This is a genomic window from Bradyrhizobium sp. CCBAU 45389 (assembly GCF_028128625.1).
Lineage (GTDB): Bacteria > Pseudomonadota > Alphaproteobacteria > Rhizobiales > Xanthobacteraceae > Bradyrhizobium > Bradyrhizobium liaoningense_B.
In genome coordinates this window covers 377,510-400,264 of the sequence record NZ_LBIY01000002.1, presented here as the reverse complement: position 1 = coordinate 400,264, position 22,755 = coordinate 377,510, and the positions used below count along the sequence as shown (strand labels likewise).

Genomic DNA, 22,755 nt, shown 5'->3' with positions numbered 1-22,755 from the left:
GAAGTGGATTCTTGTGCAATAAAGAGGAGCGGCAATTGAAGATGCATCGGCGATTCATGCGGGGACTTGCAGCGCTCTCCGTCCTCGGTTCTCTCGGTCAGGCGGGAACGGCGTTCGCGCAAGCCAGCGACGACATCGTCAAGCTCGGCGTGCTGACGGACATGTCTGGCCAGTATTCGGACATGAACGGTCCGGGTTCGCTGCTTGCCGCGCGAATGGCCGTCACCGATTTCGGCGGGACCGTGCTCGGCAAGCCGGTCGAGGTGGTCGGCGCCGACCACCAGCAGAAGGCCGATGTCGGTCTCGGCATTGCGCGGCAGTGGATCGAAAGCGAGAAGGTCGACGCCATCGTCGACGTCACCAACAGCGCCATTGCGCTGGCGGTTCAGCAGTTGACGCGAGAGACCAACAGGATCGCACTGTTTTCCTCGCCGGGTACGACCGATCTCACGGGCAAGGCGTGCTCACCGACCGGATTTCAGTGGGTCTACGACAACTACTCCAATGTCGTCGGTCCGGTCAGGACCTTGATCGAGAAGGGCAACGACACCTTCTTCATCATCACCGCTGACTTCGCGTTCGGACATTCGCTCGAGAAGATCGCGATCGACGCAATCAAGGCCAATGGCGGTAAGCTCGTCGGTTCCGTGCGCCACCCCTTCGGCGCCAACGATCTCTCGGCTTTCCTGCTGCCGGCCCAGGCGTCGAAGGCCAAGGTGATCCTGCTGGCAACTGCGGGCAAGGATCTGACAACGGCCATCAAGCAGGCCAGCGAATTCGGGATCACCGCAGGCGGCCAGATCCTCAGCGCTCCGGTGGTGTTTCTGACCGACATTCATGCGCTCGGTCTCTCCAGCGCGCAGGGCATGTCGTTCCTTGAGGGCTTCTACTGGAATCAGAACGACGAAACCCGTGCCTTCGCCAAGCGCTTCTTCGAGGTACGCAAGACCATGCCGACCGCGCTGCAGGCGGGCGTCTATTCGGAAGTGTCGCACTATCTCAAGGCGGTGCAGGCCGCGGGGACGGACGAAGCCAAGGCTGTCGCCGCCAAGATGCGTGAGCTGCCTGTCAACGACTTCTTTGCCAGGAACGGCAAGGTCCGGGAGGACGGGCGGATGGTCCATGATATGCTGCTCGTCCAGGTCAAGAAGCCTTCCGAATCGAAGGGGCCGTGGGACTATTATAATGTTGTGGCAAGTACGCCGGGGGATCAGGTATTCCTTCCACTCAGCCAGAGCGAGTGTTCGCTCGTGAAGAAATGAACCCCCGCCACGGGCGGCGTGACCAGCGCCGTCCGTGACGGTCCCGAGAAGGAATGGCCGTGGCCAAGAAAGCGACCAAACCCCGCATCAGCGCCGCGGCGCAGCTCGCGCCGTCGGTGCCGGCCCGGTTTTCCGCGCCACGGCCGGCCAAGGAGGATACGTCCGTCGATCTCGGCCAGCGCTTGAAGCGCATGCGTTTCGACAACGGCTGGACGTTGGAAGACGTCAGCCAGCGCACCGGTGTATCGCGTTCGACCCTCTCAAAGATCGAGAATGGTCAGATGTCGCCGACATACGATGTGCTGCAGAAGATTGTTCGCGGCACCGGGCTCGACATTGTCGAGCTGTTCGACACGCGCCAGCAGAGCGCTCCGTTCGGGCGCTGCAGCATCACGCGCCGTGGCGAGGGCAGATCCCATCAGACGGCGACCTATCACTATGAATTGCTCGCGACTGATCTCGCGCACAAGCAAATCCTGCCGTTCAAGTCGCGGGTGGTCGCGCGGAGCCTGGACGAATTTCCAAACTGGGTGCGCCATCAGGGCGAGGAGTTCCTCTGCGTGCTCTCCGGCCGCATCCAGCTTCACACGGAGTTCTACGCGCCCGTCATTCTCGAGGCCGGCGACAGCGCATACTTCGACAGCAAGATGGGACATGCGATCATTTCTCTGAGCAGAGTGGACGCAGAGATCATCTGGACCTGCACGGGCATCGCGTCGATCGAATAGATGAAGTGAGGAAATCTTGTTGCGTTACTATACGGCAGCCGAGGTAGAAGTCGGCCTCGACTATGTCAGGCTGATCGACGCTCTCGCCGAATCCTTTCGACGCGGCGGCGAGGCGATGCCGGTTCGACAGAGCTACGAGCTTGGAACGCCCGACACGCCGGGACATCTGCTGACCATGCCGGCCTGGGAGCGCGGGAAGGCGCTCGGGGTGAAGCTCGTCACGGTGTTTCCTGCCAATGCCGACCGCGGGATCGGCTCGGTATCGTCGCTCTATACCTTGTTCGACGGGGCAACGGGACAGCCTCGCGCCATGATCGATGGCGAAGCGCTGACCAACCGGCGTACCGCAGCCGCCTCTGCCCTGGCTTCGCGATATCTGTCGCGATCGAACAGCAATACGCTGCTCGTCATAGGAACCGGCCGCATCGCGGCCAGCCTGCCTGCGGCGCATCGCGCCGTACGTCCGATCGAACGCGTGCTTGTCTGGGGGCGCAATTCGGAACGTGCGCGGGGCTTCGCCGACACATTCTCTCGCCAGGGATTCGCCGCCGAGCCCGTCGCCGATCTGACGGAGGCTTTGGCTCGGGCGGACATCGTCAGCTGTGCCACGACGTCCACCGAGCCGATCGTGCTGGGTCGGTATTTGCGGCCCGGGACACATCTTGACCTCGTCGGCGCGTTCACGCCGAACATGCGCGAGAGCGACGACGAAGCGATCTGCCGCAGCCGCGTGTTTGTCGATACGTATGGCGGCGCGCTCGCCGAAGCAGGCGATCTGCTCCAACCGATTGCTGCGCACCGCTGGCAGGCCGACAAGATCTGCGGTGATCTGCATGAGCTGACGAGTGGCGCGCGACCGGGGCGCCTCGATGAGAGCGAGATCACGATCTTCAAGTCGGTCGGCGCGGCATCCGAGGATCTTGCGGCGGCCTCGCTGCTCGTCGGTGGATGGGATTCCGTAGCGGGCGGTGCGGCGCCATAAGCCGGGTCGCCTCGAAAGGAAGGGCAATGCCGACCATCGAAAAACCGGGCTTCTGCACGTTGTGTCGATCGCGCTGCGGTACCATAAACGTCATCGAGAACGACCGGCTCGTCGCTGTCAGGCCCGATCCCTCACACCCCACCGGCAAGGCGTTGTGCCCGAAGGGGCGGGCTGCGCCGGAGATTGCGCATTCGGCGCGTCGGCTGAAAACCCCGTTGCGGCGAACGGCGCCGAAGGGCGCTGCGGATCCCGGTTTCGTGCCGATCACCTGGGACGAGGCGCTGACTGAAATCGCGGACAAGCTTGCGCGCTACCGTGCCGAGACGGGACCGGAGTCGGTCGCATTCGCCATTACATCCGGCTCGTCGTCGTCAACCTCGGACAGCCTCGACTGGATTCAGCGCTTTGTTCGCGGCTTTGGAAGCCCCAATACGGTCTTCTCGACGGAGATATGCAACTGGCACAAGGACCACGCCCACGCCTTCACGTTCGGCTGTGGTCTGCCGCCTGCCGACTATCGGCATTCGGATCTGATCCTGCTGTGGGGGCACAATCCCGCCAACGTCTGGTTGGCGCAAGCCGAGGCGATCGCAGAAGCACGGAAGAAGGGCGCTAGGCTCGTTGCGATCGATCCCCGGCGCAACGGATCATCACGCGATGCCGATCTCTGGCTGCGCATCAGGCCGGGGACCGATGCAGCGCTCGCCCTCGGGCTTGCCCGCTGGCTGATCGTCAATCGCGCATATGACGCCGAGTTCGTCCGCCACTGGACCAACGCCGCGTTTCTGGTGCGCGAGGATGATGGACGGTTTCTGCGCCCGGCTGATGTCGGCCTGTCAGGTGAGGGCTATCTGGTCTGGTCATCGCGCTCCGATCAGCTGGCGGCTGCCGAGGACGGACTCACTGACGTCGCGCTCGAAGGCTGTTTTGAGATCGCGGCGGCCGACAGGACCATCGCGTGCAGGACCGCATTTGATCATTATTTCGGTGCGACCCAGGCCTACGATCCGGCAACCGTCGAACAGATCACTGGCATTCCGGCAGCCGAGGTGGAGCAGCTTGCTCGCGCCATCGCCGATGCCAAATCGATCTGCTACCATGGCTGGACCGGCGTCGGGCAGCACACCAACGCCTCGCAGACCGAGCGCGCGATCGCGACGCTCTACGCGCTGACAGGCCATTTCGACGCGCCAGGCGGCAACGTCCGCATGCCGGCTCTGCCGGCTCCTGCGCTGCATTCGATCTCGATGATCGAGCCTGAGACCCGCGTGCGCGCACTTGGTCTTGCCGAGCGGCCGCTTGGTCCGCCGGCCGATGGTTGGATCACGTCGACCGATTTTTATGACGCGACCCTGATCGGCAAGCCCTATCGGATTCGCGCGCTGTTTGCCTTCGGTTCGAACATGCTGGTATCGCATCCGGCGCCTGACCGTGGCCGCGAGGCGTTGATGGCGCTCGATTTCCAGGTTCACTGCGATCTGTTTCTCAATCCGACCGCGGAAATGGCCGACATCGTGTTGCCGGTCTCCAGTCCGTGGGAGCACGAGGCGCTGCGGCTCGGGTTCGAAATCTCGCCGGAGGCGCAGGAGCTGGTTCAGCTGCGGAACCCGATGATTCCGCGTCAGGGCGATGCGCGCTCGGACATGTGGATCGTCTTTCAGTTAGCGCGCCGCCTGGACATGGGAGAATTGTTCTTCGACGGCGACATCGAGAAGGGCTTTGCGCATCTGCTGGCGCCTCTGGGGCTGACTCTTGAGGCCCTGCGTGCGGCGCCTGAAGGCATCCGAGTGCCGCTAAAGCACGATCATCGAAAATATCGCCGCAGCGGATTTGCGACCCAAACGGGCAAGGCCGAGCTCTATTCTGAGCTGTTGCACCGCTACGGCTATCCGGCGGTGCCGCGCTTTGTCGAACCTGCCGAGCACCGCAACGACAGCTTCCCGCTCACGCTGTTTTCAGCCAATAGCGGCTATTTCTGTCACAGCCAGCACCGTGGTATCATCGCCTTGCGTCGCAAGCGCGTGGAGCCGACAGCGGAAATTCATCCCGCGCTCGCGCGCCGCAAGGGAATTGACGCCGGTGCCTGGATGACGGTGTGCACCCGCAAGGGCAGGATCAGGATGCGGGCGGCGTTCAACGATGCGCTGGCAGAGGATGTCGTAGCCAGCGATTACGGTTGGTGGCAGCCATCTCCAGATCTTGGTCTGCCCGGCTATCTGCCCGACGGCACGCTACCTATCGGATCGAGCTTCAACGCCGTGATCTCCGAAGACGAGCGCGATCCGCTCAGCGGGGCGTTGGCGCTTCGTTCGTTCGCCTGCGATGTGGAATGCTGCGAAAACCGGGCTTGGGCCGGCTGGAGATCCTTTGCGGTCGCCGGGCGCCGCGAGATCACCGGAGATGTCGTCGAGCTGACGTTGCGACCGAGCGATGGCGGTTTGCTGGCGCCGTTCCGGCCCGGCCAATATGTCGGCTTTCGCGTGGAGGGCGCCAGCAGGTGCTATTCGCTGATCGGCGCGGCCATCGCGGAGCCCGACGCCTATCGCATTGCCGTACGGCACATCGAAGGCGGATTGGTTTCGGGAGCGATCAGATCTCGACTCGCACCCGGCGACCATGTCGAGCTGGAAGCGCCGAGGGGAGGGTTCGTTCTTCCACTGCGCAACGAATTTCCGATCGTGCTGATCGCCGGCGGCATCGGCATCACGCCGTTCTTGTCCTATTTGGAAACCTTGCAGGGCGATAGTGACGAGCCCGAGATCACGCTGCACTATGGTTGCCGTAGGGGCTCAAGCCAGCCGTTCCGCGAACGGCTGGAGGTGCTGCGACAGCGGCTGCCGAATCTGACGGTGATTACCTATCTTAGCCGGCCCACAGACAATGATCGCTTCGATCGCGAGGGGCGTTTCACCGCCTATGATATCGAGCCGGATCTCCTGCGCCGCCGCGCGCGATTTTACATGTGCGCGTCCGACTCGATGATGCGCGACGTCAGGGATGGCCTGAAAGCTCGGGGCGTACCGGATTTCGAGATTTTTTCCGAACGGTTCCACTCGCCTGTCCTGGCGATGCCGGACGATCAATCGCCCCGACGGATCACTTTTGTCCGCTCCGGAAAAACTGTGACCTGGCTTCCGCAAAATCCGGCAGGCAGCATTTTGGCTGTAGCGGAACAAGCGGGTCTTTCGCTGCCGAGCGGATGTCGCGTCGGCCAATGCGAAAATTGTTGTTTGTCCATCAAGGAGGGCCGCGTACGTCATCTGATCGACAGCCCTGATTTGGAAGAAGGGCACTGTCTAACCTGTCAGGCGATTCCTCTGACCGATCTCATTTTAGATGCCTAGTGGATGAAATGCAGCGTCGTACAAGCACGCTGCCTGAAGAATCTCTCGAATTTGTAACGGCTACGATCAGAGAATGTCGGTTCAGGCCGCTCCACTTTCCGAGCCGGTCATCGGCGCATGACCCCGGATGACGAGCTGACCCGTCTCGTCGCGAGTGAACATCTGGTCAGGCGGCACGAACGTTGTCGTCGTGGCTTCTTCGACGAGCGCCGGGCCCGGAGTCAGCGATCCGATCGGAAGTAGGTTTCGGTCATAGACGTTGCAGGCGACCCAATCATTCTCCCTTGCCAGGAAAATGAAGCGTTGGCCCTTGAGAGCGTTGTCGAGCGTATTTTGCGGGTTGCCCTGGATCTTCGGCAGGGCGATCACTTCGCTGAGCATCTCGGTCTGCAGATGAAGCGTCGTGATCTCGGCTGTTGCGGTCATCAACGCGAACGAAAATGCCTTCTGATGGGTGGCATGGAAACTGGACAATAATTCCGCGGCGCTGCCGCCGGAAATGGTCACGGAGACGCTATGCTCTTGGCCTCTATATCGCATCTCGGCATAACGATGGAATTTCAATCGGGCTGTGCTGGTTCCGGCGAAATATTCGATGGCCTCCTGTTCGAGCTCCGCAAACAATTGCGCAATCGAATCCATTTCATGCTCGCTGACCGTCTTTAACACCGTCCGCCTGATGTCAGCGCGCGGCCGCGCAGCAAGCATTCCCCAGGCCGAAAAGATACCGGGATGCGTGGGAATCACGGTCCGTTTGGCATTCAGTTCTCGCCCGAGGCTGGCAGCCAGCAACGGTCCCGCGCCTCCGGATACGATCAAAACGAGATCGCGCGGATCGTGTCCCCGCTGTATGGTGATCAACTTCAGTGCGTTGATCATGGACTCTTCGGCCACCTTGACGATCGCGAGCGCGGCCTGTTCGACGGGGAGCTTCATCGGCAGGGAGACACGGGCGATCGCCGCACGCGCACGATCGACGTCGAGCGGTATGCGGCCGTCGGCGAAGGTGAGCGGGTCCAGAATTCCGAGAGCCAGTTTGGCGTCCGTCACCGTCGGGTCGGCGCCACCTCTGCCGTAACAGGCAGGTCCTGGGTTCGATCCCGCGCTTTGAGGGCCGACCCGCAGCCTGCCGCTCGAGTCGAGCCAGGCTATCGAGCCCCCGCCGGCGCCGACCTCTACGATATCAACGACCGGGACTTGAATGGTGTAACCAGGGGAGCTTCGGGTCTTCTCGAGGCGATATTCTGCGTCGACCTTGGGCTGTCCCGCCTTGATCAGGGAGCATTTCGCGGTCGTGCCGCCGACGTCCAGGTACAGAATATCGGTTTCGCCGATCTCCGATCCGATACGCGCCGCGCCGGCCACGCCGCCGGATGGACCGGATTCGACCAGTGTGAGGGGAGCTGTTACCACCTGTTCGAAGCTTGCGACGCCGCCGTTCGATTGCATCGCATAGGTGGGGCAATTTATCCCCTTCCTTTCCAGCGCGGTACCGAGGTTGTCGAAGTAATTTCTGATGATGGGCTGAACATAGGCATTGAGCGCGACCGTGTTGGATCGCTCGTATTCCCGCCACTGCCGCGAGATTTCGTGGCTGGCACAAACTGAAATCCCAGGCAGCTCCTTGCGCAGCAGTTCCGCGCATTTCTTCTCGTGGGTGGGATTGGCGTAGCTATGAAGGAAGATGATGGCGACGGCAGCAACCTGCTGCTCGCGGCATTGCCGGGCGCAGCGCGCGACATCTTCCTCATCCAGGGCGTGCAGGACCTCGCCTGACGCACTCATGCGCTCTCTCACCTCGAATCGCAGGTGACGTGGTACGAAAGGCGCCGGAGTCCTGGTGCGCAAATTATACAGATCGGGGCGGTTGCCCCTGCCGATTTCGAGCACGTCACGGAAACCAGCCGTCGTAATCAGCGCAGTCTTGACACCTTTGCGCTCGGTTATGGCGTTGATGACGGTTGTGCCGCCGTGAACGAAGAAGCCGATGGCGTCGACGCCCAATCCGGATCGCTCGGCCATGGCGATGGTGTCTAGTACCCCGACGGATTGATCATCGACGGTTGTCAGGCTCTTCGAGAAGACGACTGCACCACTGGTGTCGTCATAGGCGATCAGGTCGGTAAAAGTGCCGCCCACATCCGTGGCAAGGCGAATCATGCCGTGGACCCCTGGCCAAGCGTCATTGCTGTCTTCCGTAAATGCGCTGTGCATCTTCCCGCGAGATCAGTCCGCTCTCGATGTCGGCTGTCACCATTGCGGGGGCCCGGTCCGATGGTGCTCCCCAACCGCCGCCGCCGCCCGTCACGATCTTGATACGGTCGCCCTGGCCAACGGGTTTGGTCGGCGATCGTCCGAGCTTCAAGACGCCTCCGTCGGGCTTCACGATTTCAAGATAGTTGACCGATCCGCACTTGCCGCCGTCCATTGGCCATGGCGGCGTGACCGTCCGCCCAAAGCCGCAATAGACCTCGGCGCGCTCGGCCAGGATCCGATATTCCCTCACCAGACCGTATCCGCCACGAAAGCGGCCGGCACCGACACCGCCTTCGACATTGAAGCCGTAGCGTTCGACCAGCAGCGGAAACTTGGCTTCGATCAGTTCGACGGAATAGTTGTAAGTATCGCCGTCGGTCAGCGCGATCAGCGCATTGGCGCCGTCGCTGTCGTGACAAGCGCCCCAGCCTCCGTGCTCGGGTTCGATATGGACGAACAAGTCGCCGGCTTCATCATGTCCGGCGATGTAGGTGACACAGAGACTGGTATAGGAGCCGGCAGAAAATCGTTCGGGCAGGATCGGCGCCAGCGCCTTCCAGACCAGCTCGGAGGCATGCACTGACCCTTCATAATACCAGCCGGTCGGAGACGGTCGCTCGGCGGTAAACAGCGTGCCCTGCGGGGCCGAGATCGACAATGGGCGAAACCAACCTTCGTTCGAGGGTTCGTGGGGCGCGACCAGGGCTTTGAAGACGGTCTTCACTGCGGAGTGCAGTGCGCCGCGGGCGCAGTTGATCGGACCGGCGCATGCCGAGGGGCAGTCCGTGAAGTCGACCTCCATGCAGTCACCTGCGATACGGACCGCAACCCTGACCTCGATGGGAAGCGGACTGACGCCATCGCCGTCGATCACGTCGGTGGCGATGTATTCGCCATTCGGCAGCGATCGGATGAGTTCCCTGGCTCTGGTCTCGGAATCTCGCAGCAACTGATCGAACGAAGCGAGCAGTGTGTCGGCACCGTATCGGCCGACCACCTCCTGCAGCCTCTGGTCCGCGATCTGGACGGTGGCGAGCTGGGCATGGAGGTCGCCAATAGCCATGTCGGGAAGCCGGACGTTCTCGCGGATGATTTCGACGATGCTCTCGACCAATTGATCTCTTTCGGTGATCTTCACGCAGGGCAGTCGCAGCCCTTCCTGAAAGATCGAGGTCGCGTCGGGCGGCAGGCTTACCGGAATCGCGCCGCCGACGTCCAGCCAATGCGCGACATTGATGGCAAACGCGATCAGTCGGCCTTCGGCGAACACCGGACGCACGATCGCGAAATCACAGGCATGGGTGCCGCCGCGAAAAGGGTCGTTGGTGACGATCACATCGCCGGGAAAAATCGACGTGCCGAACCGGTCGATGACGCTGCGGATCTGCGCGCCGAACGTTCCGGTAAACAGCGTAATCCCGTTGGTCTGGGCGATGAGCTCGCCGTGCGCATTGCAGATGCCGCATGCGAAATCCAGCACCTCGTAGATCACCGGGCTCATGCTGGTCTTGGTCATCACGATCGCCATCTCGTCGACGACCGAGAGCAGCTTGCCCCGGATGATTTCGTGCGTGACCGGATCGAACGACGCGGCAGAATCGATGGTTTCAATGGCCAAAATGCGTCACTTTCGATTCGGTGCAGCCATGCCGTGGGGTCGTACCAGATTGTCGACCCAGGCCTCGGCGATGTGGGGGAGGCTGAGCTCACCCTTGCGGTCGAGCAGCAGTTCGAGCACCCGCGGCGGCGTCAGCGGCAGTTCCTGGACACGCTTTCCGGTTGCGTTCGCCACCGCGCAGGCGATGGTCGCGCCGACGTTCAGGATCGGCACCTCTCCGGCACCTTTGGTGCCGAGCGGCCCGACCGACGGCGCGCCTTCGTACAGGCTGATCTCGACCGGCACGACGTCGAGCGCCAGCGGCAGGCGGTACGTCTCGAAGCCGTTCTGGCAGACGCGTCCATTTGTACCGATCGTCACCTCTTCGTGCAGGGCATAACCCAGGCCTTGCACGACGCCGCCCTGAATCTGGCCATGGATCGCGCGCGGATTCAACGCGCGGCCGACATCCTGCACGACGCGATAGTTCAGCACCTCGACATGTCCCGTGTCGGGATCGACGGCGACATCACAGTCATGGACCGCGAACACCGGGATATCGATCGCGTCGATGAAGTGTCCGGCGACACAACCGGGCATCGCCGGCACGCCGGCGCCCGTGAAGGCGCCAGTGCCGGAAACCGGACCGAGTTGGGTCTGTGCGCGGGTTGCGACGTCAGCGATCGTACGACCAGAGCCGGGCGCGCCGGCGATCTCGATCCGCCCCCGGCGCATCACGAGGTCCTCGGGCGCCGCTTCGATCATCTCCGAGGCGACCTTCAGCAGCTTGGTTCGCACCTCGTGCGCTGCCGAAAGGCTCGCCGCGCCGAGCGACACTGTGGTGCGACCGCCGCCGACACCGACGTCGTAGCCGGCCGCGTCGGTATCGGCCGCGCGCACCACGACGTCGTCGGGCTTGAGGCCGAGCGTGCCGGCGACGATCTGGGGAAGGCTCTGCATCATCGAGCCGGAACCGATCTCGACACCCGATGTCACGAGCGTGGCTGTCCCGTCGGCGTTTATGTTGACGGTCGCGGCTGAGGGGCCGACGAACACGAACCAGGTGCCGACCGTGGTGGCGCGTCCGAACAATCGGCCATCGGACAGCGTGTGGGAGGGCGCGGCGGCTTCGCGCAGCGTATCCATCCGGTCGAGCATCGGGCCGAGCACGTTGCCCTCGAACACCTGGCCGGTGGCGCCGAGGTCGCCGTCGCCGAGCACGTTGCGGCGGCGGAAGGCGAGGGGATCCATGCCGATCCGCGCTGCGATCTCGTCGGTGTGCCGCTCCAGCGCGAAGGTGCAATAGACGCCATTGCAGCAGCGGAAGGCACCGTTCGGTGCGGTGTTGGTGTAGACCGCGCGCGAGACCAGGCGCGTCGACCCGAGCCGGTAGTTTCCGCCAAGCGTATGGGCGGTCATGGTGGTCAGGAAGATCTGCTCGCCGCCATAGGCGCCGCAATCCATCAGGACGACCGCCTCGCGTCCGACGATCTCGCCATCGCCCGTCACCGCCGAGCGAATGCGAATCTCGGCGTTCTCGCGGAACAGGCAGGTCAGCATCTCCTCTTCGCGCGAATTGATCAGCCGCACCGGTTGTCCGCTGGCGCGAGCGAGCAGGGCCGCGAATGGTTCGATGGCGAGATCGAATTTGAGGCCGAAGGCCCCGCCCACCGGCGGCACTGTGACCCGCACCCGCGAGGGAGCAACGCCGAGGATCCGCGCGGTCGCATTGCGGATGGTCCAGGGAACCTGGGTCGAGGTCTCGATATGGAATCGTCCGTCCTCATAGCTCGCGATGACAGCGCGCGGCTCGAAAGCGACATGGTTCTGGCGGCCAACGCGAAAACTGCTCTCGACGATCTCGACGTCGGGCCTTGCGAAGGCGGCGTCGACGTCGCCGCGGACCACCGTTGCCTCCCAGGCCACGTTGCCCGCACGCGCGCCGCCTTCGAACAGCACCTCGTAGTCGCGCCAGTCGGGATGAACCAGCGGTGCGGCCGGTGCGAGGGATTCCGCCATGGTGAGCACGGCCGGCAGCCGCGCGATCTCGACATCGATCGCCGCAAACGCAGCCTGCGCCTGTGCAAGCGTGTCGGCTGCGATCGCCGCCAACGGCTCGCCGTCATAGCGGATCACGTCGCGGGCAAATAGCGGGTGATCGGCGATACCGATCCCGATCTTGCCGGGAGTATCCGCCGCGGTGACGATCGCGCGCACGCCGGGCAGGCGTGCGGCGCGCGACGTGTCGAGGCGGACGATGCGCCCCGAGGCCACGTTGGCGCGCAGTACAGCGGCGTGCAGCATCCTGGGCAGGTAGCGATCCATGGTGTAGCGCGTGCGGCCGCGCAGCTTGTCACGCGCATCGCGGCGGCGGAAATCCATGGTGGCAGAGATGTCGGACATGGAGCAGCCCTCGATCATTTTGCGGCAAGTGCGGACAGCGCAGCGTCGACGATGCGCTCATACCCGGTGCAACGGCAGATGTTGCCGCTCAGCGCAGCGCGGACGTCGTCGCGCGTTGCTTCCGGGGAGGTCGCCAGAAGATGTGTCAGGGTCACCACCATGCCCGGGAAGCACATGCCGCATTGGACTGCATCGCAGGCTTCGAGCGCGACCTGAATTGCGGTCGGCGCACCGCCAGTGCCAAGACCTTCGACGGTCCGGATATCAGAACCTTCGGCAAGCGCTGCCGGCATCAGGCATGATGGGGTCGGCTTGTCGTCGACCAGCACCATGCAGGCACCGCAAAAGCCTTCGCGGCACACCGGCTTGGTGCCGGTGAGATGGAATTCCTCGCGCAGGATGTCGACCAGTGGAGTTACGGGATCGGCGGCTGATGCGCGGCGGTCACCATTCACGGTCAGGCTCAGGGCCATGTTCACCTCCAGCAATCTCGTTCAGGCGCCAAGCGCCGTGGCAGTCGCTCGCCGGACGAGGCCGGGCAGTACGCTGACGCGATACCATGGGGGAGCCTCGACGCTGTCGCGGCCGGCGAATTCATCAGCCAGATCGGCGGCCATATCCGCGGCCCGCGAGGGGTCGAGTAGGCGGTCAAGCAGAGCCGTTTCGAGCCGTTCCCAGCGGCGTGCGACCGTTTCGACCGAACCGATCGCGATCCGCGCCGCGCGTACATGGTTCGTCGCATCGACATCCAGGGACAGGCTCACGATGGCGACTGGATAGTCGCCAGCCTTACGTAATGTTAGTCGCGCATGCGCAGTCTTGTGCCGGGATCGCGGCACCACGATCTTGGTAAGCAGCCGGCCTGGTGCCAATGCCGATCGCTGCGTCAAGAACGCCTCGAGGCTCATGCGTTCGTGGCCGCTTCGGCTCGAGACCTCGATTTGGGCATCGAGGCAGAGCAGGGCGGGCACGCAATCTGCCGCGGAAAAGTCCGATGTCGCCAGATTACCGCCGATCGTTGCCATCGCGCGGACCGCCGGGTTCGCAGAGCGGCCCGCGGCCGCCGTGAGGACCGCGAACTCGGGCAGATCGGCCAAAGCCGAGGCCAGTGCGGCGTGCGTGACTGCTGCACCGATTTCGATCGCATCGGGGCCGATCCGAATCTCGGTCAGCTCGGGAATTTTCCCGATCGCAACATAGCAGCCCTTGAGCGGTTGATGCCGGATCGGCGCGCGCATGATCCAGGTGCCCCCGGCAAAGGCCGCGCCTTCCGGGCCGTAGTCGTTCAGCGCGTCGAGGGCGGCGGCCAATGACGATGCGATATGGAATGTTCCAGTCGCATTGCCTTGTGCGGGAGTACAAGTTGTCATCGGCGTCGCTCCAGTCGCAGGCGATCGAGCAGCACACCGATGATGACGATGGCGCCGAGCACGACCATCTGGATGTAACCGTCGATGCGGGTGAGATTCATGCCGTTGGACAGGATCGTGACGAACAGGGCACCGAGCACGGCGGTGCCGACCCCGCCGCGTCCGCCTGCCAGGCTCGTTCCGCCGACCACGGCACCGGCGATGGCCTGCAATGACAACGAGCCACCGAGATTCGGCTCGCCCGAGCCGGTGCGCGCGGTCATCATGATCGCGCCGAGCGCGGCGAGCGTCGAGCACAGCACATAAGTGCCGATTAGGATCCGCTTGACCGGCAGACCGGCGACCGTCGCGGCGCGTGGGTTGGTCCCGATGATGTAGAGTGAGCGGCCGAACACCGTGCGGCCGAGCATCAGATGCAGCACCAGGCCAATGGCCAGCGTGATGACAATGGCTGCCGGGATGCCAAAAATATTGCCGCCGTAAAAGAGCTGCGAGAACAGTTTGGGCACCCCCTGGACCGGACGCCCGGCGGACAGGGTGGTGGCGACGCCGATCGCGATGTTGTAGCTACCCAGCGTCGCGACGAAGGGGCTAACGCCAAGCAGCGCGATGACCACGCCATTGAACAGGCCGCAGGCGATGCCGAGGCCGAAGCCGGCGCCGAGCCCCGCGAGCAGGACGGTGGACGGATCATGGCCGGCTGCCGTGGCGCCGGCCATGGCCAGCGCGGTGCCGACACTGACCATTGAAACGGCCGGCCCAAGCGCGAGGTCGAAGCCGCGGGTGAGGATCACCACGGTCTGGGCCATGGCAAACAGCGCCAGATAGCTGGTCTGCTGCGCGATATTAAGCAGATTGGCCGGGGAGAGCACGCTGCGATCGACGGCGGCAAAGCCGAGCAGCAGCACAACCAGCGCGATCGGCAGGACCGCGCGCCACAGCCATTCGCTCGAAAACGAATTCTTGCGGTTGGTCTGCTCGGTTGTCATGGACAATTCCAGGTCAGACACGGGCCTTGCTCCGTCGGCTCATTTCATCCAGCGCCACAGCTGCCACCATGATGACGCCGAGGAAGACCGGTTGCAGGCGGGAGTCGACATGCAGCAGGTTGAGCGCATTGCCGAGAATGGTCAGGAACAGCGCGCTGATGGCCACAATCTCGACGCGGCCGACACCGCCTCGCAAGGAGACGCCGCCGATCACGGCCGCAGCGATCGACTGCAGCATCATGCGGTCGCCACCAAAGCTAGCCTGGCCGGAGCCAACCTGTGCGGTGAGCAGGATACCGGTGAGGCCTGCCAGCACGCTTGACACGGCGTAGGTGCCGACGATGTGGCGCTGGATCGACACGCCTGAGACGACGGCGGCATCGACATTGCCGCCGATCGCATAGACATAGCGGCCGAACAGCGTGCGCCGCTGTACGAACATCATCACGGCAATGACGGCAAGCGCAGCATAGACAGCGGTCGGCAGGCCGAACAGCTGTGCGCGCCCAAATCCCTTCACGAAGCTGTCGGGCGTGCCGTAGACAGGGATGCCGCTCGTGATCATGAGACCGACGCCGGCGGTCGCCGACATCGTGCCGAGCGTGACCACGAAGCCGGAGACCTTCAGCTTCGCGACGCAGAAGCCGTTGACGAGCCCGACCACGAGTCCGCAGCCGATCCCTGCGGCGGCCCCGCTTGCGATGATCAGGGCGGTGTTGCCCGGGAATGCCGCGGCGGTCGCCGCCATGGTCTTGGCGGTCACCACGCTTGCCAGCGCGACGACCGCGCCGACCGAAAGGTCGAAGCCGCCCGCGACGATCACCAGCGCCTGGCCGCAGGCGACGATCGCCAGCAACGATGCGTTGCGCAGGATGTTGAGGATATTGATGAGGCCGTAGAACTGGGAATCGACGGCCGACATGCCCGCGACGAGGGCGACCAGCAGCGCCGGCAGGAATCCGATGCGGCCGACGATCGATCGGCCGAGGCTTGTCGACCGTCGAGGCATCCCGGCGGTCACAACCGTGCTCATGCGACCTCCGCGACAAGATGCTCTCTAAAGAAGCTCGCCAGCACGCTCTGCTCGGTCTTCTCGGCACCCGTCAGCTCTGCGGCGATGCGGCCGTGGTGCATGACGTAAAGTCGGTTCGACAGCGCCAGCACCTCCGGCAGCTCCGACGACACCACGATCACGGCGGCGCCGGCTTCGACCAGGCGCTTCATGAATTCGTAAACCCCGAGCTTAGCGCCGACGTCGATACCGACGCTCGGCTCATCGAACAGGAACGCGGTCAGCTCGCGCGTCAGCGCGCGGCCGAGCATCACTTTCTGACGGTTGCCGCCGGACAGGGCGCCGGCGGTCCGCTCGATGTTCGGCGGCCTGAGCTGCAACTGCTCCATGACGCCTTGGATCGTGGTGCGTTCCACCGCCTGCCGCAGCACGCCGAAGCGGGCGAAGGCGGGCAGATCGAGCACGGTCATCGATGCGTTCTCGCGAATCGGGCGCGACAGCGCGAGCCCTTCGGCGACCCGGTTGGCAGGGAAGTAGGCGACGCCATTCTTCAGGCTTCGCCGTGGCGCGGGGAATTCGTAAGGCAGGCCATCGATCCGGATCGTGCCGGAGACGATCGGTTCGATTCCGTAGATGGCGCGGATCAGCTCGGACTTGCCGCAGCCAACGAGGCCGGCGACGCCGGTGATCTCACCGGCGCGGGCGTGGAAGTTCACGTCGCGCACGCTTCCGTCTGCCAGTGTCAGGTTCTCGACGTCGACCATGACCTTGTCCGGCTTGTGAGTGATGGTCGGAAACAGCAGGTCGATTTTGCGGCCCGTCATCAGCTCGACCAGCTCGCTGTCGGTCGAGGTCGCGGCGTCGAGGGTGCGGATGTGGCGGCCATCGCGCAGCACGGTCACGCGGTCGGCGAGTGCGCGGATCTCACGCATGCGATGCGAGACGTAGATCAGCCCGATATTCTGGCTCTTCAGGCGAGCGATCAGCTCAAACAGCCGGCCGGTCTCGCGCTCGGTCAGCGACGCCGTCGGCTCGTCGAGGATGAGTAGGCGAACGCGGCTGAGTAGAGCCTTGGCGATCTCGGTCATCTGCTGGTGCGCTCGCGAGAGGTCGTCGACCCGCTGCGAGGGATCGAGATCGAAGCCGAGCTCATCGATCAACGCGGTTGCACGCTTGCGCATCTCGCCGGCATGCAATACGCCGCCGCGCGTGACCTCGCGGCCGAGGAACAGGTTCTCCTCCACCGTGAGGCTTGGAACGAGCGAGAACTCCTGAAACACCGGACTGATGCCGATCGCCCGGGCCCGCTGCGGCGTAAGATGGCGGATTTCCTCACCGCCGAAATGGAATGTGCCCTCGTCGGGCGGGAATGTCCCTGACACGACGTTGATCAGGGTCGATTTGCCGGCACCGTTCTCACCGAACAGCACGTGCAACTCGCCGGCATGGACATCGAGATCGACCCGGTCGAGCGCACGAACACCGGTGAATCGCTTCGAGATGCCGCGCAAGGCGAGCAAGGGTTCGGCCGGCTTCAGGTCGGTATCGACGTCCATCTGGTCTCCGCGGGCGTTGGATGAGGCGGGAGCGCAGGTCTCCCGCCTCGATGATTTGCGGGTTACTTGGCCTTGACCGAATAGACCGGCTTCCAGCTGCCCGGTGCCAGCACGAGGTCCATTTGCAGTTTCGGAACGGTGGTCTTGTCGACGGCTGACGCCAGCGGCTGGGCGAGGCTCATCACCGGCTTCTTTTCGATCAGGCGCACGGCCTGGTCGACCGAGACGGCGCCTTCGCCGACCGGGTACTGCGTCGCAAAGGCAAGGACGTCGCCGCGGTTCAGCGCGTCGAGCATCGCTTGGTTCTCGTAAGAGGACATGATCTTCATGTCGCTGCGGCCGGCTTCGGCGACCGCACCGATAGCGGCTTCCGCGGTCGGGGCGGTGCCCCAGATCACGTTCATGTTTGGATAGGCCTGGAGCGCGTCCTGGATCAGCTGTAGCTGGACCGCAACGCCGGAGTCGCCGAACTTCTCGGCCAGGACCTTGGCGTTGGGGTTCTTCGCCACCGCTTTCTTGAAGCCTTCGTTGAAGGACTCCGCCCAGCCCGAGCCGGCCGGCCCGGGGAAGGTCACGATGTTGAGCTTGTCGCCGGGCTTGGCCTGCGCGAGCAGACCCGCGCCGGTAACTTCGCCCATGGCGACGAAGTCGACATAGATCGCGGCAGGCAGGGCATTCGGCGGCAGCGGGTTGGCGACGCCGACCACGGGCACACCCTTGGCCTTGGCCTCCTCGAACTTCTTGCTGAGACCTGCACCCGAGATGGCGCCGACGATGATCGCGTCGGGACTGCTCGCCATGCAATCATCGAACTGCGAGAGCTGCTTGGGCAGGTTCTCGTAGCCGCCGGCTTCATAGAGCGTCATGTTGACGTTCAATGCCTCGGCCTGCTTGACGATGCCATAAGCAACCGCGACCCAGAAACTGTCCTTCATATGCGGAAACAGGACGCAGAGCTTGTAGGGCTTCTCGGCCTTGGTCAAAGCCGTGTACTCGGCCGGCTTCGGTGTGCCTGAGGAGGCATCGTAGACCTTCATGGGGAACCATGGCGTCTCGGCCGCGGCGGGCGCCATCGCGGCGAAGGCGAGGCCTGCGGCGATGCCGAGGGTGGAGCAGATCGGCCGAAAATGCTCGATCGAAAGGCACGTCGCATGAGTCATAGCTCTATCCTCCTGGTTCGAATGAAAGGTGAGGGCCGACGGCTTCGGTTCCTCTGTTGCATGCAACCGCCACGCCGCCCGTGGGCGACGCAGTCGTCGACGGGGATCAGCCCGTTGCCCACTTTGCGACCGAGCGCCGCTCGAAGACTTCGCGGAACTGGCGTGTGGATTCGGGAAGGAGGGCGCCGCTGCCCCAGTCGAGGATCACGGCGTGCTGGCGGATGACATCGAGGGCATCGATCTCGCCGCTGCGGAAGCGCCGCGCGACAAGTTCCGGATCGAGCCTGGCCTTCGCGACCCGCTCCACCCTGATCCTGGCGCGGAGTGCGTCGGTTTCGGTCTTGTCCACCTCGTACTCGCAGAGTTCGGCGTCGATGATCTGCACGACGACGCCGTAGTCCTTTGCGGCGCGCTCGACTGAGACGTAGTCGTCCTTGATGTCCTCGATCACGAGGCGCGGGTCGCGGTCGAGCGGATCACCGAAGCCGCCGCCACCTGCGGTCGGTCGGGAGAAAACGTCGCCTTCGCCAATCGGCACGTCGGAAAAGATCGAGCCGAGCCGTTCTTCGCGCGTGCTGTCCTTGCGCTTCAATGTCAGCCCGTGCGGCATGGAAGGCAGGCCGCCTTCGATGCCCCACACCACGGCGCGTTCGCGGTCGCAGATGTAGGAGATCACGGTCTTCTCGGCCTGCAGCATCCGCGAGGTCTTCATCACGCCGGCGCCGCCGCGCCATTTGCCGGGGCCGGGTGAGTCCTTCAGGATCTCGCATTTAGTGGTCAGGATCGGATTGGCGCGCTCCTGGCCCTCGACCGGCTGCGACATCAGTCCAGTACCGAAGCAGGCGGTGGTGACGTTGCTGCCGTCCTTGCCGTTGCGACCGCCCCAACCGCCCGGCAGCCAGTCGTAGAACATGAAGATCGGCTTGTCGGCGCTACGGCCATCGAACCCGCCGGTGAGCAGATATTCGAGATTGAAGGCGCAGGCGAGCGCACGCTCGGGCATTAGCTTCGACCACATCTCGTAGATCGAGTTCATGATCTTCTCGAACGGCATCAGGAAGCCGGTGACCGCGATCGGCCACTTCGCATCGACGATCGAGCCTTCAGGAGCGATGATCTCGAAGCAGCGATAGAAACCGGAGTTGAGCGGCAGGTCGGGGAAGAAGGTCTTCATGCCTGCTGCGACGGCCGAGAAGGTTGCGCCAAAGGCTGAGTTGTAGATCGAGCCGATGGTCGGATGGCTGCCCGTGAAGTCGTAGATCGCCTTGTCGCCCTTGATCGTCATCTTGATGCGGATCGGGATCATGCCTTCGCCGCCCGCCGGATCGCGATCGATGAAGTCGACCGTCTCCCATTCACCGTCGGGCAGCGCGGCGATGCGCTGGCGCGCGGAGCGCTCGACATAGTCCTGGACTGCGGCCAGACCGGCCTCGACCGTATCGCGGCCGTATTTGTTGACGAGGCGGAGGATCTCGCGTCCGCAGACGGCAGTGGCCTCGGCCTGCGCCTGGATATCGCCGATGATGGAGGCGGGATCGCGCGTGTTGGACGCGATCAAATGCGCGACGTCCTTGCAGAAGCGTCCCTTGTCGAACAGCCGGACTGGCGTGATGCGTAGGCCTTCACGAAACATGTCGCGCGCCGCGACGTCGAACGAGCCGGGTACACTGCCGCCCATGTCGGACCAATGACCGTTGGACTGGCTGAAGGCGATGATCTTGCCGTCGGCGAAGATCGGCCGGATCAGCCGCACATCGGAGAAGTGGGTGCCGCCCGCATAAGGATCGTTGATTGCGAACACGTCGCCCTCGTGCATGTCGCCCTCGAAGTGGCGCATGACGTCCTGGCAGGTGAAGTGCAGCGTGCCGACATGGACGGCGATGTCCTGATTGCCCTGCGCTGCGCATTCTCCCTTGGCGTCGTGCAGGGCGCTGGAGAAGTCACGATTGTAGATCACGAAGGAGTAGCAGGTGCGCAGCACCTGCTCGCCCATCTGGTCGACGCTGGTGATGAAGGAGTTTTTCAGAACCTCAAAGGTCACGGGGTCGAGCGGAAGATCTCCGGCCATGGTTCATTCCTTCACGCGGATGATGATGTTCAGATATTTGTCGACCTCGGCGCTGGCGCCGGGCGGCACGACGGTGGTGGCGTCGACCTGCTCGACGATCGCAGGGCCCTGGAAGGAGAAGCCGCAGGGCAGGTCGTCGCGGGCATAGACGGGCGTATCGAGCCCGTTGCCCTCGAACCACACCCTGCGGCGGCTGACCGGCTCAGGGATCACGCCGGTCGGCTTGTGGACGGCGAATTCGGCCTTGGGCACGACGCCGATTGCTTTCAGGTTCAGCCGGAAGAAGCTCACGGGCGAATCGTCGCGGCGGAAATTGTATTCGCGCTTGTGCTCGGCATGGAAACTCTGGACCAGGTCGGAGATCGAGCCGATCGGGCGCGGTGCCTGGACCGCGAGCGACCGCCATTGGCCGCGATACATCATGTCGATCGATCGCTGCAGCACAATGTCGCCCTCTGCAACGCCCTCGTGGGTGAGCCGGGTGAGCGCTTCCTTCTCCAGCGCGATGAACTGTGCTTCGATATCGGCGGAGTCGGCCTCGTCAGCGCCGACCATGCAGCTCTGCGAGAAGTCGTGCTGCATGTCGACCAGCAGGCAGCCGAGCGCTGAAGTGACGCCGGGATTTGGCGGCACGATCACGACGGGGATCGCAAGCTCGCGCGCCACGTCGACGCCATGCAGGGCGCCGGCGCCGCCAAAGGCGACCAGCGCAAAATCGCGCGGATCATAGCCGCGACTGATCGAGATCAGCCGGACCGCGTCCGACATGTTGGCATTGGCGACCTTGACGATCGCGTCGGCCCCCTCATGCAGGCCGAGGCCGAACGGCTTTGCGACGCCTTCCTCGACGGCCTGCCGGGCAAGGGCGGGATCGAGCTTGACCTTGCCGCCGGCGAGATCGGTGCCGAGCCGGCCCAGCGTGACGTTGGCGTCGGTGTTGGTTGGCTGGGTGTTGCCGTTGCCGTAGCAGGCGGGGCCCGGATAGGCGCCGGCCGATTGCGGGCCGTTGCGCAAGGAGCCCGCCGGATCGGTCCAGGCCAGCGAGCCACCGCCGGCGCCGATGGTGAGCACCTCGATCGAGGCAAAGCGGATCGGATAGCCGAACTCGATATACCAATCCTTGGTGATGCGCGACTGGCCCTCATAGGCCAGCGATACGTCGGTCGAGGTGCCCCCCATGTCGAGGCCGATCGAATTGGGATAGCCGCAGAGGCCGGCGATGTAGCGGCTGGCGATGGCGCCTGCGGCAATGCCGGAGCCGGCGAGGCGGGCGGCGAAGTCCTTCACGGAGGCCGGCGTCATGACGCCGCCGCCGGTGTGGAGCAGCAGGAGATCGCGGGTGTATCCTTCATCGGCGAGGCGGTCGCCGAGCCGGCTCGTGTAGCTGACGACGACCGGGCTCACGACGGCATTGGCTACTGTCGTCGAAAAGCGTTCGTGCTCGAAGATCTCGGGCAGGACTTGCGAGGAGATCGAGACGGGGACGTCGGGCATCTCAGCGAGCAGGATATCGCGCATGGCGCGTTCATTGGCGCCGTTGAGATAGGCGTTCATGAAGCATACGGCGACCGCGGCGACGCCCCGGCGCTTGAGAATCCGCGCGACGTTGCGCGCGGCTTCGACGTCGAGCGGCTCGATCACCGCGCCGCCTGCATCAACCCGTTCGGGCACGGTCAAACGGTCGCGTCGCGGCACGTAGGGGCGCACAACGTCCTTGTAGGTATCCCAGAGATCTTCCTTGTTGGCGCGCCGGATTTCGATCACGTCGCGGAAGCCCTGGGTCGTCACCACGGCGGTGCGCGGCAGCCTGCGTGTGATCAGCGCGTTGGTCGCAACCGTGGTGCCGTGCGAAAACAGGGCCACCTTGGAAAGATCGATGCCGGCCTTGGATACGCCGCCCATGATCCCTTCGATCGGGTCGCGCGTGGACGAAGTCTTCTCGATGCGGATGAGGCCGGTCGCCTCGTCCATGATGCAGATGTCGGTGAAAGTCCCCCCGACATCGACGGCCACACGAAGGTTCTGCAT

At 64.0% G+C, this 22,755-nt stretch carries 15 protein-coding genes; 4 read left to right on the top strand and 11 right to left on the bottom strand.

What is annotated here, in order from left to right:
- The first annotated feature begins 56 nt into the window (after positions 1-56).
- From XH79_RS01815 to XH79_RS01800, 4 genes are read left to right on the top strand one after another with little or no spacing between them, the layout of a single operon-like run.
- The gene (locus XH79_RS01815) at positions 57-1,262 is read left to right on the top strand and encodes an ABC transporter substrate-binding protein (protein ID WP_271580421.1); all 1,206 of its coding nucleotides are present in this window, start codon (positions 57-59) and stop codon (positions 1,260-1,262) included.
- A 53-nt stretch (positions 1,263-1,315) separates the two neighbouring features.
- Positions 1,316-1,990 carry a helix-turn-helix domain-containing protein gene (locus XH79_RS01810; RefSeq protein ID WP_271580420.1) on the top strand — a complete coding sequence of 225 codons (675 nt, stop codon included), beginning with the start codon at positions 1,316-1,318 and terminating at the stop codon, positions 1,988-1,990.
- Positions 1,991-2,009: 19 nt separating this feature from the next.
- Positions 2,010-2,972 carry an ornithine cyclodeaminase family protein gene (locus tag XH79_RS01805; protein ID WP_333938744.1) on the top strand — a complete coding sequence of 321 codons (963 nt, stop codon included), beginning with the start codon at positions 2,010-2,012 and terminating at the stop codon, positions 2,970-2,972.
- Between the two features lie 26 nt (positions 2,973-2,998).
- Positions 2,999-6,316, top strand: coding sequence for a molybdopterin-dependent oxidoreductase (locus tag XH79_RS01800; protein ID WP_271580418.1), 3,318 nt, complete (start codon positions 2,999-3,001; stop codon positions 6,314-6,316).
- Between the two features lie 81 nt (positions 6,317-6,397).
- On the opposite strand, the gene XH79_RS01795 is transcribed toward XH79_RS01800, so the two are convergent.
- From XH79_RS01795 to XH79_RS01745, 11 genes are all read right to left on the bottom strand, one after another.
- Positions 6,398-8,476: a hydantoinase/oxoprolinase family protein gene (locus XH79_RS01795; protein ID WP_271580417.1), complete on the bottom strand. Its 2,079-nt coding sequence runs from the start codon at positions 8,474-8,476 to the stop codon at positions 6,398-6,400.
- A 22-nt stretch (positions 8,477-8,498) separates the two neighbouring features.
- Complete coding sequence (locus XH79_RS01790) at positions 8,499-10,190, bottom strand: hydantoinase B/oxoprolinase family protein (protein ID WP_271580416.1); 1,692 nt, start codon at positions 10,188-10,190, stop codon at positions 8,499-8,501.
- 6 nt (positions 10,191-10,196) lie between these two features.
- The gene (locus XH79_RS01785; protein WP_271580415.1) at positions 10,197-12,572 is read right to left on the bottom strand and encodes a xanthine dehydrogenase family protein molybdopterin-binding subunit; all 2,376 of its coding nucleotides are present in this window, start codon (positions 12,570-12,572) and stop codon (positions 10,197-10,199) included.
- A gap of 14 nt (positions 12,573-12,586) precedes the next feature.
- The gene (locus XH79_RS01780; protein ID WP_271580414.1) at positions 12,587-13,045 is read right to left on the bottom strand and encodes a (2Fe-2S)-binding protein; all 459 of its coding nucleotides are present in this window, start codon (positions 13,043-13,045) and stop codon (positions 12,587-12,589) included.
- A gap of 21 nt (positions 13,046-13,066) precedes the next feature.
- Entirely contained in the window at positions 13,067-13,942 is an 876-nt protein-coding gene (locus XH79_RS01775) for an FAD binding domain-containing protein (protein ID WP_271580413.1), read from the bottom strand.
- Entirely contained in the window at positions 13,939-14,931 is a 993-nt protein-coding gene (locus XH79_RS01770; protein ID WP_271580412.1) for an ABC transporter permease, read from the bottom strand. Before XH79_RS01770 ends, XH79_RS01775 begins: the two co-directional genes overlap by 4 nt.
- Positions 14,932-14,944: 13 nt before the next feature.
- Positions 14,945-15,964: an ABC transporter permease gene (locus XH79_RS01765; RefSeq protein ID WP_271580411.1), complete on the bottom strand. Its 1,020-nt coding sequence runs from the start codon at positions 15,962-15,964 to the stop codon at positions 14,945-14,947.
- Entirely contained in the window at positions 15,961-17,499 is a 1,539-nt protein-coding gene (locus XH79_RS01760; protein ID WP_271580410.1) for a sugar ABC transporter ATP-binding protein, read from the bottom strand. The genes XH79_RS01765 and XH79_RS01760 overlap by 4 nt, the downstream gene beginning before the upstream one ends.
- 62 nt (positions 17,500-17,561) lie before the next feature.
- The gene (torT, locus tag XH79_RS01755; RefSeq protein ID WP_212338608.1) at positions 17,562-18,659 is read right to left on the bottom strand and encodes a TMAO reductase system periplasmic protein TorT; all 1,098 of its coding nucleotides are present in this window, start codon (positions 18,657-18,659) and stop codon (positions 17,562-17,564) included.
- A gap of 106 nt (positions 18,660-18,765) precedes the next feature.
- Positions 18,766-20,727, bottom strand: a complete 1,962-nt coding sequence (locus XH79_RS01750; RefSeq protein ID WP_212338611.1) for a hydantoinase B/oxoprolinase family protein — start codon at positions 20,725-20,727, stop codon at positions 18,766-18,768.
- Positions 20,728-20,730: 3 nt separating this feature from the next.
- A complete protein-coding gene (locus tag XH79_RS01745) occupies positions 20,731-22,755 on the bottom strand; it encodes a hydantoinase/oxoprolinase family protein (protein WP_333938771.1) in 2,025 nt (674 codons plus the stop codon).